Raw genomic sequence first — 13,558 nt, 5'->3', positions numbered from 1 at the left:
GACTTTGTAGTTATGGATGATCGCCCACCGTTTTTGGATGTCAAGTTCATGTGCAACACAAGCTTTTTAGCCAACTAGGGTAGGCGCTTTTCCAAATTTTTTCTTAAAGGCAGTAGAAAAATGGGAGAGGCTCTCGAAGCCAAGATCTAAATAGATAGTTGAGGGCTTTTTTTTCTTTTTTTCAATTAAATACCATGCTTCGTTTAATCTTTTATCCTGTAGCCACTTTCGTGGCGGCATACCAAAAGCCCTCTGAAAGTCTCTTTTATACCCTGAAAGGCTTCTTCCTGTAAGTTGTGCAAATTTCTCGATGGGAACGTTAAAATGAAAATTGTGGAGCATAAATTTTTCAAGGTCTATTTTATAATTTTCCGAAAAATCAAAGAAAAAGTTACGTAGTGCTGGCACTGCAATCAGTATCAATTTGAGTCCTTCTTTGACTTTTAAAAGTCCCATTTCATCAGTCATTTCACGTCCAGCGCTTCGAGCATAGGGTATAATCGATTGAAAATAGCCTGTGAGATATATATTATTGGGGAGACATAGATTCAGCGGTCCGCTGTATTTACCGCTAACTTCCAATTTTTCCTCCAGCGCGATCTGACGCATTAGATTTTCTTGCAGGGATATAACAATTGTTTCATAATGGCCTTTTGTTTCAGGTGTTTTGGTTAACGTTCCAAGTTGATTTTTATGAATTAGCAATACTTCTCCAGCAGTTATGTTTATATTCTGTTGAGTAGTTTCGAGAAGCATGTGACCTGATACCTGCAATATTAGGGTATGGTGATTCCAAAAGCATGCTTTCTCTTTTCGCTCCGAAGAAAGGTAAGAATAGAATATAACGCCGGGAAGTATTTCTGCTGGACTCTCCATTTATCTTTGTAAGTATGTACTGCCTTTGATTGCACCTATTGCAAATGTACTGTTTAAAAGGCTCATCTCCTGGGGTGTAAATACGATTTTCATAGCAGCAATATTTTCAGGTAGTCTTGATCTGCGGCTCATACTCACCAATGGCATGATATTGTCGCTTTGTTCTTTAACCCATGCGATTGCAAGCTGCGCAGGTGTGACATTTTTAAGATGCGCAATTTCTTTTAATATGTCGACTTTTTCAAGATTATGGATTAGGTTATTGCTCTGAAAACGGGAAAAATGGGTTCGATAGTCATCCATAGGAACTGACGCTTTTAGCTGACCACTTAGCAGACCTTCGGCAGTATTAGCGAAGGCCACTACACTAATTCCTAACGCTTCAGCCACCGGCAAAAGATCCTTTTCGATCTGACGGTCGGCCAAAGAATAGGCGATTTCAAGTGCACTGATGGGGTAAACATTATTTGCTCTACGAAGTTGATCAGCGGTAATTTCTGATACGCCGATATGGTGTACTTTACCTTCTTTAATCAGGTCGGCTATTGTACCAATAATGTCTTCTATCGGCACGCTGCCATCCATTCTGCTGGGCTGGTATAGGTCGATGGCTTCAATGCCCAGACGTGTCAAGGAGTAATTGATAAAGTTTTTAATGGCTACAGGGCGGAGATCCAAGCCGATCCATTGTCCATTATGGAAGATCGCGCCAAATTTGACACTGATGAAAGCATCATCCCTTCTTTCTCTAATTGCTTTACCAATAAGCATCTCGTTGTGCCCTGCGCCATAAAAATCTCCGGTATTCAGGAAGTTGATCCCCATGTCCAACGCCTGATGGATGGTAGCGATGCTCTCCTTTTCATCGGGCGTAGCGCCGCCCCATATTGATGACATCCGCATACAACCCAAGCCGAGTTTTGAAACCGCAGGCCCGTTTTTGCCCAGTTGAATTCTTGTAATTTCTGACATTTGATTGATTTTAATGTAATAAGACAAAAGTCTTTATTTTTTAACATAATCACTTTCTTCCACGGTTCAATTTACTTGTCTGTAGGGTTCTGATATGATTTTAAAATTATTAAATAATAATTACTCAACATTTATATATTTTTTGAGTACTTCAAAAAGGTCAGCCTGTCGTATAGGTTTGGCAAGAAGGTCATTCATTCCGCATTCAAGGCAATTTTCTCTTTCTCCATGTACATTTCCAGCAGTTAGGCCTATGATAGGTACATCTTGATAACCTGGCAACATTCTAATATATCGGGTTGCATCAATACCACTCATTATTGGCATCTGTACATCAATAATAATAACAGAGAATTGCTTCTTCTTACATTCTTCCAATGCCTGCAAACCATTGACAGCTTCTGTTAGTTGCACAGTAGGGGCAAAGGATCTGATTATCTTATTATTCAGGGCCATATTCACAGGATTGTCATCAACCAATAGTACGTCCGATGATAGAACAAATAACGGTGAATGTCCTCCAATATGGTCCAGGATGTTTTCTGTTGCATTACTTTTGTCAATGTTTTTAAGTATTTGGTATAATTCATCGGATTTTATAGGCTTCATCAATAGATACATATTTTCAGTATTTTTACGGGATGTATACGTATCCAGTTCCTCTGAAGAAGCAGAGAGTAGTATAAATGGGGTAGTCTCTTTGTGCTGATTTAACAATCCTTTTATTTTATCGATTGTTTCCAATCCCGACATAATAGGCATATGATTATCCATCAGGATCACGTCGAACCGTTCACCTCTCAACATGAGATCTAACGCTTCCATTCTATTAGAAGCCAAGGTAACCTTGATATCTTTATAGGCAAGCATGTGTTCTAGAATGATTCTGTTGGACTCATTATCATCGACGATTAGAGCCGTTTTGATAGCTATCTCATCCTCATCTCGCCATTCGGGGATTTCATAGGGGACCTTGATATCGAAGAAAAACACTGAACCGTTTCCCATTTGGCTAATTAGGGATAAATGACTTCCCATATATCCCAAAATATTGTTCGAGATGGTTAGCCCGAGCCCCGTGCCTCCATATCTTTTGCTAATAGAACTGTTTTCTTGGGTAAAAGCATCAAAAATATATTTCTGTTTCTCAGCAGGAATTCCAATTCCGGTATCTCTTACTGAAAAGCGTAAAGTGATGGTATTATTGTCTATACGTAATTTCTCTACCTTTAATTCAATCTCTCCCTGTTCTGTAAATTTAACGGAATTACCCAAAAGGTTGATTAAGATTTGCTTTAACCTTGCTTCATCAATGGATAGCATTTTTGGCAATTCCGGTTCTACATTCAGCAAGAGTTCGATATTTTTTTTCCGGGATTGATAAAGAATAACATTTATAACTTGGCTTAGCATATCATAAATATTGCTTTTTTCGATTGAGAGCTCCATTTTTCCGGATTCTATTTTAGAAAAATCCAATATATCATTGATAATTCCAAGCAGGTTTTCACCGGACTCGTTGATATAATTCAGATATTGCATCTGTGTTTCATTCAGTGGTGTTCTCAAGAGAAGGTCAGAAAAACCAATAACCCCATTCAAAGGGGTACGAATTTCATGACTCATGTTGGCTAGAAATTCAGATTTTGCCTTGCTGGCAAGATCTGCGGCTTCTTTCGCATTTTTTAGCTCTTCATTAATTTTCACGGCATTAGTAATATTCTGTATGGAAATAATTACGCCGCCTACTTCGTCCTTTGTAAGATATCAAGGCCCCACTTTAAGGTCGTAATGCTGCATTTCTTCCTTTCCCTTCACCTTTAATTTAAAATTTCCATCGGTGTAAGTTTGTCCTAACAATGCATTCCTGTAGATTTCCTTTCTTTCTCCAGGAATATCCGGAGATGTGCTGAAGAGATTTTTACCGATAAGATCCACATCATGAATATCAAATTCCTCTTTCCATTTGCTACTTACAGCAACATAGTTAAGGACTTTGTCGAACATCGCTAAAGGAATAGGGACATCAGTGGCAAAAGATTGCATCATCGCCTCTTTCCGCGTGATTTCCAGAAACATTTTTTTAAAGGTATCGATGTCCTGGATAATTCCATAAACTCTGTTGCAGATTTCATCTTCAAATTCAGGAATACCCTTTACTCTCACCCAGATTGTAATGCCGTCATTACGCAAAAGCTGAAGTTCTTCATCAAAAGAAATTCCTTGTTGTACAGCCCTGTCAAAGAGATATCTTATTCGTTTTTCATTTTCTCCTTCATAAAATCCAAGAGCATTCTCAAAAGTTGGTTGGAAATTGCTTTTGATTTTGTGAATTTCCCTCGTGCTTTGAGACCAGAAGAGCTTACCAGTTTTCATATTAGCCTCCCAGCCGCCAACTTGTGCAACCGCACTTGTTTCCTCGAGCATTTCCTTGGTACGAAAAAGATCCTTTTCGAGCTTATCTCTGCGTAAAATGTCGGATTTTAATTGTATATAAACGAAGATAGTAACACCAATGGCTGCAACTGCAGAAAAGAGGATAAATAGAACAGTCCATCTAGAAGACGTATTCAGATCTTCATTTTTTATAGCGAGCTGAATTTCCTCATATTTGACAAATTCGTTAACGAGCATACGACATTTATCCATTGTCCTCTTATTTTGTATCAGTTCTTCTGAGGTCATTAATACCCCCTTTTTACGATTTTCAATCAGTAAGACATAACCTTTCATCATTGCTTCTGAAGTCTGTAGCAGATCACTTAAGGTATTCATTTGTTGTTTATCTTTGAGATGAAATCTACCTTTTTGAGCAACGAGCAGCGGATACTCCTTTCTGCTTTTGTTAAAAGGTTCCAGAAAATTTTCCCTACCGGTAAGCTGATATCCCCGATTGCCTGTCTCAGCATCTAAGAGTATGTTTAGAAGATCTTTTATCAAACTGATAGATTCCTTACTTTTTAAGAAGCTTTCTCTATTCTCCATCTGGTTTCGTATGCTGATATAGGATGCTACGGAACTCGCAATCAGCAGTATCAAGGAGAGCACTACACCTATCTGAAGATTTCTAATAATTTTTTTCGGCATTGTATGGTTGTTTACAGTTAAGATACTAAAAAAGTGGAACATTATATACTCAGGTACAAACGTACTTTAAACTATCAAATATGCACAGCGATTTATAATAATCTCTAATAAAAAAACTGTAAACTAAGTTGCGGGTGTTATATTCATATCATTAAAAGCCATCGAAGCTGTATATTCCAAATATTTTGTCCTATCAAATCTATCCATATTGTTTAATGGGCCTATAAATGCACTTTGAATGGAAGACACGCCACAATATCTCAATATGCCTTTTTCCAATTGAACGAGCCCACAAGAATGATAAATTTCTTGATAAGTATCCAAAGATAAATCGCCTGATGTGGTAATAATTCTTGCTGTTTTTGAACGTAGCAGCCCCGTACTAATCCCATTTTTATCACTTTTAAAAGCTAATCCTGGTAGAAATAAACGATCGATAAAGCCTTTCATAATTGCAGGCATACCCACCCACCACAGCGGATGTATCCAAACCTGGTGTTGGCTCCATTGTATATCTTCCAATGCTTTTACCAAATCTGGTTCAAGATCCATCCTTTGTCGATAACCAAACTGGAGATTGGGGTTAAAATTTAATGCTCCTATGGCTACATAACGTATATCAGCGCCATTTGCTAAGGAAGATTTAATATATGACTGTGCTAATGCTTCGTTGAAACTTTCGTTATCGGGATGTCCGTTGATGACTACTATTTTTTTCATTTCTTTTGACTTAAAATGCTGTTGGATAACTTGGCTGGCTGGTTGTAAAATGGCTTAACGTTTTATAAAGTGACTACTATTTTTCCGACTGTACGGCCGGTTTCGATGTGTAGATGTGCCTTTGCCATCTCGTCGAAATTGTACACATGAGAAATATGAGGTTTCAGAATACCTCTTTCTAATAGTGATGCAATTCGCTGCATATCAACACCGCTAGAATAAACGGACATGAAATAGCAGGCATGTAACTGCTTTTGTTGCGCTTTAAGCTCGTCGTCTTTAGTGTGGCCAGACGGTAATGCCACTATAGTTCCAAACTGTTTTAATACACTTACGGACTTTTGGAAATTATCGCCTCCAATGGATTCTAGTACAAAATCTATGTCATGAAGTACATCTTCAAAATTTGTCGTTTTATAATTAATGTGTTTATCTGCACCCAAGCTGAGGACGAAATCTCGATTCGAATTAGATGATGTTGCAACCACATAAGCACCAATATGTTTTGCAATCTGTATAGCAAAATGTCCTACGCCTCCTGAAGCTCCGTGAATAAGAACTTGATCTTGCGGTCTCAATTTTCCATAACTGTCAAATGCCTGCCATGCAGTTAAGGCCGATAGGGTACTGGCCGCGGCTTCGATATGGCTAATGCTATGCGGTTTCAAAGCAAGATGCTCCGCTGGAGCGGAGACGTATTCGGCGTACGCTTTGCCATGACCAACAAAATTGATCATCCCGAAAACTTCATCACCAATTTTGAATTGCTGAACCTGATCCCCTGTTTCTATCACTTCTCCAGATACATCCCAACCCAAAATCAATGGATCATGATGTGCTAAATCTTCTGCTAAAGGTGCTTGCCTGCTACGGACTTTAGCATCAACAGGATTAACACTTATGGCTCTCACCTTTATCAACACTTCATGTGCTTTAACACTTGGCCTTTCCATATTCTTGTAAAAAAGGCCAGTTGTATTTCCGAACTTTTCTAATATTATTGCTTTCATTTTCTTACGATTTATTAGGCAAATATAGACCGATAAAAGTCCCTAAAACAGGTACTTTTACAGTATTTATTGGTATTTTTGCAGTATGCCGAAGGAAAATATTTATCAATCAATAGAAGTTTTTTATGAAAAGGTGGACCACTGCCCATTGCGGGACAGAGAATTTAATTTTTTTGAATTGATTTATGTTATTTCGGGATGTGGAGTTCACGTTGTCAATGGGAACAAGGTCGCTTACCATACGGGTGATATGTTTCTTCTTGCACCGCATGATCGTCACGAGTTTGATTTAGAAAGCGTATGTGAGTTTATGGTTGTGCGTTTTGGGGAAAGCTATATAAAGGAATACCAATGGAAAAGTATTGACCATTTGGAATGTATATTATATTATGCTTCTCATATAGCTGGCTCCGTCCTTGTAAATAGAGAAGATCAGCAAATGGTTTCTTTACTTATGCAGAATTTAAGACAGGCCATAGCCCATCAATCTATGTACAACGAGGATCTTATCCGTCATTTGGTCAATGCTGTAATTGTCATTGCAGGAAGAAATATTGCTGTGATGAAGCCTAATGGCATCTCCTCTAAATCAGACGGTCGAATATTGCAGATACTGGATTATATACAGGAAAATATTCGAGAGCCAGAATTACTGAAAATTTCAGCAATTGCTAATCAGTTCGGTATATCTCCAACTTACCTCGGTACTTATTTTCGAAGACAGTGCAACGAAACCATCCAAAGTTATATATCCTCCTATCGTATTCGTTTGATAGAACATAGATTACGGTTTAGTGACAAAAGGGTTCATGAATTAGCCGATGAATTTGGGTTTGCAGATGAAAGCCATATCAATAAGTTCTTCAAAAGGCATAAAGGGTTGAGTTTAAAAGGTTATCGCAATACTGTACACTTAAATATGGGAGAAGACTCCTAAAACAAATGCAGGCGCAGCTATGCCATTTTTTTTCAGATGATAGAGTATACCGTTATTGTCACAAATAAGTGTATGCATGTAGGAAAGAAAGGCTGACGCATTAATTTAACTCATGGCATCCACTACAATTTTACTATCCACAAATTGTTCAAAGCGTACAATTTTGCCTTCTTCCAATTCCCACACATGGACAACTCTTGCGGCCATTGCTTTTAATGTAATCTTATAAGTACCTGTGTATGTGCCAATAACGGCGATATGACTATCACTTACGATATATTTCTCGGGCGTAAACTTATAATCTATCCATTCTGTTGCTAATCGATAGAAAACATTTTTCGAAATTTCCGCTATTCCAATATAAGTTCCGGCGTAAGGAAAACCCGCAGCTTCTGTCCATTCAGCGTTTGGCGCTAAATGAGTTTCCAGGTTCTTTCCTTTTTTTCTGATTTTACTCACAAACTCATGACTAATTCCTAGATACGCTGCAATTTGTAAGTTAGTAAGACGTTGTGAAAGTTTAGGATATTTTTCGATAAAATCAAGATATCGCTGATCTGCCGTTTTACTTAGATTATCTATCATCCGACGTTGTAATGCAACATGTGTCTTTTGTGTCATGATCCGAAAAAGTTTTTCAACAGCAGGTATAGCTTCATAGGCTAATTCCTTATTTCTTTTGGAAATTATCAATAGCTCACTATCTTCCAAAGCTTCTATACATAGCTGCGACGGTGTCTGGTTTGTAAAACTATCAATATCGGTTAGCCACCAACTTTCAACCGCGAAATATAACACCTTATCAAATCCATTAGCATCAATATGGTATACGCGAAGAAGCCCTTTAATGACAAAAGCTTCAAATTTACAAACGTCGCCTTCGTACAATAAGAATTCCTTCTTTTTGATGCTTTTTTGAGCAAATAGTTCACAAAACTGCGCTAGATCCAGTGCGGAGAGATCAATATGATTGGCGATATTTTCTTTCAGTTGTTTTAGCATGCTGTCATCCTATACCTAATTTTAGGAACTAAATTATAATGATCGACCTAAATTAATGATTATAATCTAATTCCTAAGGGTAGTTTGTATTGAATTTGCTCAGCCGTCTGATAGATCATTTTATATCATGAATCGGTAGATTTATTAATGGCAAAAAAGAATATTTCATTTTTTAAAACTTTAAAATACAGGCGACCCCCAACTTATTTGATTGATAGTAGGGTAAAACAAGTGGATTTTTTTCCCTTTTGCTCGAAAATAATTCAGACAGTTTTGGAAATGACCAATAGGCAAGCTCTGTTGACAAAATTCCAATGCCTGCTCCTGCAACCACATCGCCTACCCAATGCTTATCATTGAACGTTCTATATGTTCCAGTGAATATGGCAAAAGGATAACCGAGTAAACTGAGCCACAAATTATGCGCACGATATTCACGGAACATAAAATGAGCTGTTGCAAAAGCTGTAGCTGTATGGCCCGAAGGAAAAGATAAATTATTTGAACCATCGGGTCGCTCTTCGCTGACTAGGTGTTTTGTAGGCGTCACGATCGCTGTGGAAATTAGCAAAGTGGTGGCCAAAATTAGATTACGATCTCTAAAGCCATGTATTCCTTTTATACCAATAGCATTTAAGCCATAAACTAAAGCTCCAGGCACAAATTGCGTGTAATTATCAAAATTAATATGCGATAGACTGTGCTCTCCAATTTCAAAACGCGTTGAACTGTTGATTTCTTTTATTCTTGGGTTAGTAAGACTGAGAATACCGTATCCAATGCATAGGGATGGTATGATCATCGTTTTATAATTTGGCTTATACATTTTATCCAAAGAATCTAAGTTATTCGACTCGTTCCCAAACAGTGTATCACGACTTGAACAATGATGCATTCCAGACGCTAAATTAGCGAAGAGCAAACATACCATCGTGGTTAAGATTATGGTCTTCATTTATTTAAATCTTAGATTTAATGAAATAATATCGGACTTCATGCCCACTGACTTGGAGTAATGTCCGTACCGTAGTTCCAACAGATCCAATTTACGGATACCGAACAGTCCATTTGGAAGATTGAAACGGACACCGGCACCATAGAAATTGCTGGTGAATTGCGATAAATCATAGTTACTGGTGTAGTAATCGTCCAATCCGGTGTGTTGCTGATAAGCTGCAAAATATTTAGCGGCAGTCTGACGGTAATACCGATAAAAAGGACTTAGCGAAACAAATGGTGAAAGCTTTATCGGCATTTCTAGACTTGCTGTGCTGGACTTTATTCCCCAGTCGTCTGTGTAATAACGATAATAGGCGCGCATGATGAATTTGTCGCCGAGGAAATAATTTGCCCGTACACCCAATGGAATTTTAAATCTTCTATCGGGTAAGGTTTCTTGATGCACCGTGCCATCTGTAAAATAGACCCTGTGAAAGGGCAAACTCAAAAAACCTGAATGCTGTACGGCATCAGCCAAAAATTCCACCTGAAAATTGCTGTTGATAATCTGTGAATAGCTCAGTGAAAGCGCATAGGTATTTCTGCCGCTTGAACCATAGTTATTATCATGCTCGTTTCCATTCGACCCAAGGTTGTTGTTTAAGCGTAGCTCGATTGGGGTGACCAGCTTTACTTGGTCGAGGTAGGTTTGGAATCGTGCGGTGAATTCGCCCATTCTGTTTTTGGTTTTCTGCGCAAAACCAATATTGGCACCATAGGATTGATAGTCAAATTCTGAAGAAAGGGATATTCCACCCATCAATGTCGATCCCTTTTTTTCATTTTCCCGAGACCAGGAAATTGACGGGTAGATTCGATTGTCGGCATGTGAAGCAGAGGAATTGGCCTTGAGGTCGATCATATCTGAAGATGCCGAAGTGTAATGGTCCAGTCCGATATTGAATGTGAATTTGTTTTTCCGGTGTTTCTTGTCATATTTTAAGAGAACCACCTCGATATTATTGGAGATATCTGTTAATCTTTCTGAACCGATACCGCCTGTTACTGCCGAATTGTTGCCGTCCTGATGATAATAACTTGAGACAAGATTTGCCTCTTCAAAAGTAAGCTTCCTCGATTTTTCCGTGGGTTTGCTTTCCTGTGCTTTTGCGTGCAGCAGGCTCAGGAGGGCCGCAACGCTAAGAAATACTTTTTTCATTTAGTTGTGTGTTAAAAAACAGGAATCATTTTAATTGCAGCCACAGCCGCCGCCAACCTTTCCGGCGTTTGCGCCAGAAGAACCTTCTCTATAAGACTGAAAGCTGAGTTCAGTCTTTTCGACATTGCGGTTTCCCAACCTCATTTCAGCATCGTTGAGTTTATTTTTTTCGTATTCTTTTACTGTACTGCAGGAGGAGGACAGTACCGATAGTACAATCATAGCGAGGCTCCAGTATATCTTATTGCTTTTGTTTTTCATTTGAAGTTGATTTTATGAGATGAATAAATATGGTTGTCATCGTCAATGATGATACATTCTACCTGTTGAATCTGATTGATGAGCTCAATACCATTTTGAACACCCATGATGCTGATCGGCGTTGCAAGGGCATCTGCTATTTCAGCATTCGGGCAGATGATCGTAACACTCTTTATACCGCTTATGGGCATTCCTGTTTTTGGGTTAATGGTATGGGAATACTTTTTACCGTCTATCAGGACGAATTTTTCATAGTTGCCCGATGTTGCAATAGCAGTATCAGTGATGTTCATATAGGAAAAGGGAAGGCCTGCCTGCTCCGGATTGGCAATTCCAATGGTCCATGGCTTTCCATTAGCCTGATTTCCCCAGACGGTAAGGTCACCCGAAGCGTTTACCACACCCGCATCTACGCCCCGCTGCTGTAATATTCGTTTCCCCATTTCGGCCGCGTATCCTTTTCCGATGCCTCCAAAACCGATACGCATGCCCTGCTTTGTTAAAAATACCGTACTTGCCTTTTCATCGAGTACTATATTGTTGTAGTTCACTAAACTCAAATTGCGTTCAACAGTTTCTGCATCAGGAAGACATGGCATACTGCGATCAAAATTCCAAAGGGCCTTATCAATGCTCCCGTAGGAAATATCAAAATAGCCATCCGTCAAGCGGCTAATCCGCAGGCTTCTTTCGATAAGTTGGTAGATTTCCCGGTCAACTTTGACCGGACGGATGCCCGCATGACGGTTGATCAGGTTCGTTTGACTGTCTTCATTGAAAGTGGACAATAATCGCTCTATACGTTGTATTTCTGCAATAGCCGAATCAATATGGGCGTTAGCTTTCACCTCATTTTCATCCACGACTGTTAGCTCAAAATGATTACCCATGAGTTTGAGTCCACGTCGAAATTCTTTTTTCATGGCCGTGTTATTTGTTGGTAAACTGTCCTGATCTCTTCGCAAAAAGCAGAGCGATCTTCCCGAGGTAAGCCGGCCCAGCTCTTTAAAATTTTCCCATTGGCATCCAGTAACAGCGTATAGGGAAATATGCCCGTAGGATTATATTGATCTGCAAGATTCGCATTCTCTTTTTTCAGTTCTTCCGGCAGTTGATTTTTTTTGCTTCTTGGAAAGTCGGCATTAAGAAAGACAATGATCTGTTCGTTTAGAAGTTGTTTGAACTGCTCGGTATCAATGATCTCTTTATGCAGCTTTATACAGGGAATGCACCAGTCCGAACCGGAAAAATTGAGCAGTATAAGTTCATGTTGCGCTAGTGCCTGTTGTTTAGCAACATCCAGTCGATTCTGCGCGTGAGCGGTATAACACAACAGTGTTAGTACCAACGTATTTAATAATGTTTTCATAGTGATTTTATTAATCTTCTCCTTCGGTTGTGTTTTTTAACTGCATTAATAGGGTATAAGCATTTTTACTAACGATTTTTTTACCTTCGAAATCTCGACCGTTTAACACCTTAGCTAGGCCTTTTTGGGGCTCCTCAACGGATATTGCTGTCAGACGATAGTTCCTGTTTCCTTCTGAGACGAATACGTAACTTTTTCCTTCGAAATCTACAATACATTCTTCCGGCAGAGCCTGTCCCAAGCTCGTTGTCGTTTGGATTTCAGCATTCATATATACACCTGGTACCAGCTCCTGATCATAGTTATCCAAATGGCAATGGACATCTGTCATGCCTATAGGATCGACATCTTTGCCGATCAAATGGATTTTTCCAGCATACTTCTTACTGGGACTAGCATTGGTGTAAGCCAATAGTGATTGGCCTGGACGTAATTGTTCAAGATCCTTTTCATAGACTTTCAGATTTAGATGAATGTCCGTCGGATTGATCAATTCAAAGAGGATATCGGAAGGATTTACATATTTCCCGATATTGACATTCACTTTACTTACATAGCCATCGATCGTGCTATAGACTGGAGCGCTTTTACGGATATTTCCTGCAGTAATAGTACTTGGTTGTATATGAATAAGTTCTAGCTGTCTGGCGATTGCATTCATAATTATCTGCTGGCTGTTCATTTCGGCCTGTGCTTGCTGCATTACTTTGTCACTGCTTGCCTGGCTCTGGTTGAGTTCTTTTTGACGTCTGTAGTCGATCTGGGCAAATTGTAATTTCGACTGGGCGGCAAGATAGTCTTGCTGCAGTTGAATAAACTGAGGGTTTTCGACGATAGCAATAATATCGCCTTTTGATACTTTCATACCGGGCAGTAGGTTGGTACTTTTTAAATATCCCCCCAAAGGAATACTTACCGATACCAGGTTCTGAGGCGGGACATCAATTTTTCCATTCAGTTTTAAGATGATGGCTATCGGCTGGTCTGAGAGCGTTACAGTTTCTATTTGGGTATTGTGCAGTTGCGCTTCCGTTAAGGAGACAAGAGTTTCGTCCTTCGACTTGGGTGATGACGGTGAGACATCTCCTTTATTACCCTGGCAAGAGATGACAGTTGTTGTCAACATAAGGACGATGTATTGGACTATCATATTTTTTGTTTTCATT

At 39.1% G+C, this 13,558-nt stretch carries 14 protein-coding genes; 1 reads left to right on the top strand and 13 read right to left on the bottom strand.

What is annotated here, in order from left to right; genetic code table 11:
- Nucleotides 1-66: 66 nt before the first annotated feature.
- The 6 genes from B3E00_RS20730 to B3E00_RS20705 form a co-directional block, all read right to left on the bottom strand.
- Complete coding sequence (locus B3E00_RS20730; RefSeq protein WP_293939911.1) at nucleotides 67-876, bottom strand: helix-turn-helix domain-containing protein; 810 nt, start codon at nucleotides 874-876, stop codon at nucleotides 67-69.
- Complete coding sequence (locus tag B3E00_RS20725; protein WP_209579536.1) at nucleotides 877-1,848, bottom strand: aldo/keto reductase; 972 nt, start codon at nucleotides 1,846-1,848, stop codon at nucleotides 877-879.
- 120 nt (nucleotides 1,849-1,968) lie between these two features.
- Nucleotides 1,969-3,555: a response regulator gene (locus B3E00_RS20720; RefSeq protein ID WP_293939910.1), complete on the bottom strand. Its 1,587-nt coding sequence runs from the start codon at nucleotides 3,553-3,555 to the stop codon at nucleotides 1,969-1,971.
- Nucleotides 3,556-3,615: 60 nt separating this feature from the next.
- Complete coding sequence (locus B3E00_RS20715) at nucleotides 3,616-4,935, bottom strand: CHASE3 domain-containing protein (protein ID WP_293939908.1); 1,320 nt, start codon at nucleotides 4,933-4,935, stop codon at nucleotides 3,616-3,618.
- Nucleotides 4,936-5,058: 123 nt separating this feature from the next.
- The gene (locus B3E00_RS20710) at nucleotides 5,059-5,655 is read right to left on the bottom strand and encodes an NAD(P)H-dependent oxidoreductase (RefSeq protein ID WP_209579540.1); all 597 of its coding nucleotides are present in this window, start codon (nucleotides 5,653-5,655) and stop codon (nucleotides 5,059-5,061) included.
- A gap of 62 nt (nucleotides 5,656-5,717) precedes the next feature.
- Complete coding sequence (locus tag B3E00_RS20705; protein ID WP_293939906.1) at nucleotides 5,718-6,665, bottom strand: NADP-dependent oxidoreductase; 948 nt, start codon at nucleotides 6,663-6,665, stop codon at nucleotides 5,718-5,720.
- 133 nt (nucleotides 6,666-6,798) lie between these two features.
- On the opposite strand from B3E00_RS20705, the gene B3E00_RS20700 reads away from it, so the two are divergent.
- Nucleotides 6,799-7,602, top strand: coding sequence for an AraC family transcriptional regulator (locus tag B3E00_RS20700; RefSeq protein ID WP_293939905.1), 804 nt, complete (start codon nucleotides 6,799-6,801; stop codon nucleotides 7,600-7,602).
- A gap of 105 nt (nucleotides 7,603-7,707) precedes the next feature.
- Here B3E00_RS20700 and B3E00_RS20695 read toward each other — a convergent pair whose 3' ends face one another.
- The 7 genes from B3E00_RS20695 to B3E00_RS20665 form a co-directional block, all read right to left on the bottom strand.
- Nucleotides 7,708-8,604 carry a nuclear transport factor 2 family protein gene (locus B3E00_RS20695; protein WP_293939904.1) on the bottom strand — a complete coding sequence of 299 codons (897 nt, stop codon included), beginning with the start codon at nucleotides 8,602-8,604 and terminating at the stop codon, nucleotides 7,708-7,710.
- A 172-nt stretch (nucleotides 8,605-8,776) separates the two neighbouring features.
- Entirely contained in the window at nucleotides 8,777-9,559 is a 783-nt protein-coding gene (locus B3E00_RS20690) for a phosphatase PAP2 family protein (protein ID WP_293939903.1), read from the bottom strand.
- Nucleotides 9,560-10,762 (bottom strand): DUF3570 domain-containing protein, encoded by a 1,203-nt coding sequence (locus B3E00_RS20685; RefSeq protein ID WP_293939902.1) that lies wholly within the window; start codon nucleotides 10,760-10,762, stop codon nucleotides 9,560-9,562.
- Between the two features lie 30 nt (nucleotides 10,763-10,792).
- The gene (locus B3E00_RS20680; RefSeq protein ID WP_209579548.1) at nucleotides 10,793-11,023 is read right to left on the bottom strand and encodes a DUF4266 domain-containing protein; all 231 of its coding nucleotides are present in this window, start codon (nucleotides 11,021-11,023) and stop codon (nucleotides 10,793-10,795) included.
- Entirely contained in the window at nucleotides 11,020-11,946 is a 927-nt protein-coding gene (locus B3E00_RS20675) for an FAD:protein FMN transferase (protein ID WP_293939901.1), read from the bottom strand. Before B3E00_RS20675 ends, B3E00_RS20680 begins: the two co-directional genes overlap by 4 nt.
- The gene (locus B3E00_RS20670) at nucleotides 11,943-12,392 is read right to left on the bottom strand and encodes a thioredoxin family protein (protein ID WP_293939900.1); all 450 of its coding nucleotides are present in this window, start codon (nucleotides 12,390-12,392) and stop codon (nucleotides 11,943-11,945) included. The genes B3E00_RS20675 and B3E00_RS20670 overlap by 4 nt, the downstream gene beginning before the upstream one ends.
- Before the next feature lie 10 nt (nucleotides 12,393-12,402).
- Nucleotides 12,403-13,557, bottom strand: a complete 1,155-nt coding sequence (locus tag B3E00_RS20665; protein WP_293883312.1) for an efflux RND transporter periplasmic adaptor subunit — start codon at nucleotides 13,555-13,557, stop codon at nucleotides 12,403-12,405.
- Between the last annotated feature and the right edge of the window lies 1 nt (nucleotide 13,558).

Origin of the sequence: Sphingobacterium sp. UBA5996 (assembly GCF_002429765.1) — a bacterium.
In the GTDB taxonomy this organism is placed as follows: Bacteria; Bacteroidota; Bacteroidia; order Sphingobacteriales; family Sphingobacteriaceae; genus Sphingobacterium.
This window is presented reverse-complemented; position numbering and strand designations above follow the sequence as displayed.

Excerpts from the sequence above, each read along its gene's own strand:
- B3E00_RS20730 (WP_293939911.1), bottom strand. The coding sequence starts at position 876 with ATGGAGAGTCCAGCAGAAATACTTCCCGGCGTTATATTCTATTCTTAC.
- B3E00_RS20725 (WP_209579536.1), bottom strand. The coding sequence starts at position 1,848 with ATGTCAGAAATTACAAGAATTCAACTGGGCAAAAACGGGCCTGCGGTT.
- B3E00_RS20715 (WP_293939908.1), bottom strand. The coding sequence starts at position 4,935 with ATGCCGAAAAAAATTATTAGAAATCTTCAGATAGGTGTAGTGCTCTCC.
- B3E00_RS20710 (WP_209579540.1), bottom strand. The coding sequence starts at position 5,655 with ATGAAAAAAATAGTAGTCATCAACGGACATCCCGATAACGAAAGTTTC.
- B3E00_RS20705 (WP_293939906.1), bottom strand. The coding sequence starts at position 6,665 with ATGAAAGCAATAATATTAGAAAAGTTCGGAAATACAACTGGCCTTTTT.
- B3E00_RS20695 (WP_293939904.1), bottom strand. The coding sequence starts at position 8,604 with ATGCTAAAACAACTGAAAGAAAATATCGCCAATCATATTGATCTCTCC.
- B3E00_RS20690 (WP_293939903.1), bottom strand. The coding sequence starts at position 9,559 with ATGAAGACCATAATCTTAACCACGATGGTATGTTTGCTCTTCGCTAAT.
- B3E00_RS20685 (WP_293939902.1), bottom strand. The coding sequence starts at position 10,762 with ATGAAAAAAGTATTTCTTAGCGTTGCGGCCCTCCTGAGCCTGCTGCAC.
- B3E00_RS20680 (WP_209579548.1), bottom strand. The coding sequence starts at position 11,023 with ATGAAAAACAAAAGCAATAAGATATACTGGAGCCTCGCTATGATTGTA.
- B3E00_RS20675 (WP_293939901.1), bottom strand. The coding sequence starts at position 11,946 with ATGAAAAAAGAATTTCGACGTGGACTCAAACTCATGGGTAATCATTTT.
- B3E00_RS20670 (WP_293939900.1), bottom strand. The coding sequence starts at position 12,392 with ATGAAAACATTATTAAATACGTTGGTACTAACACTGTTGTGTTATACC.
- B3E00_RS20665 (WP_293883312.1), bottom strand. The coding sequence starts at position 13,557 with ATGAAAACAAAAAATATGATAGTCCAATACATCGTCCTTATGTTGACA.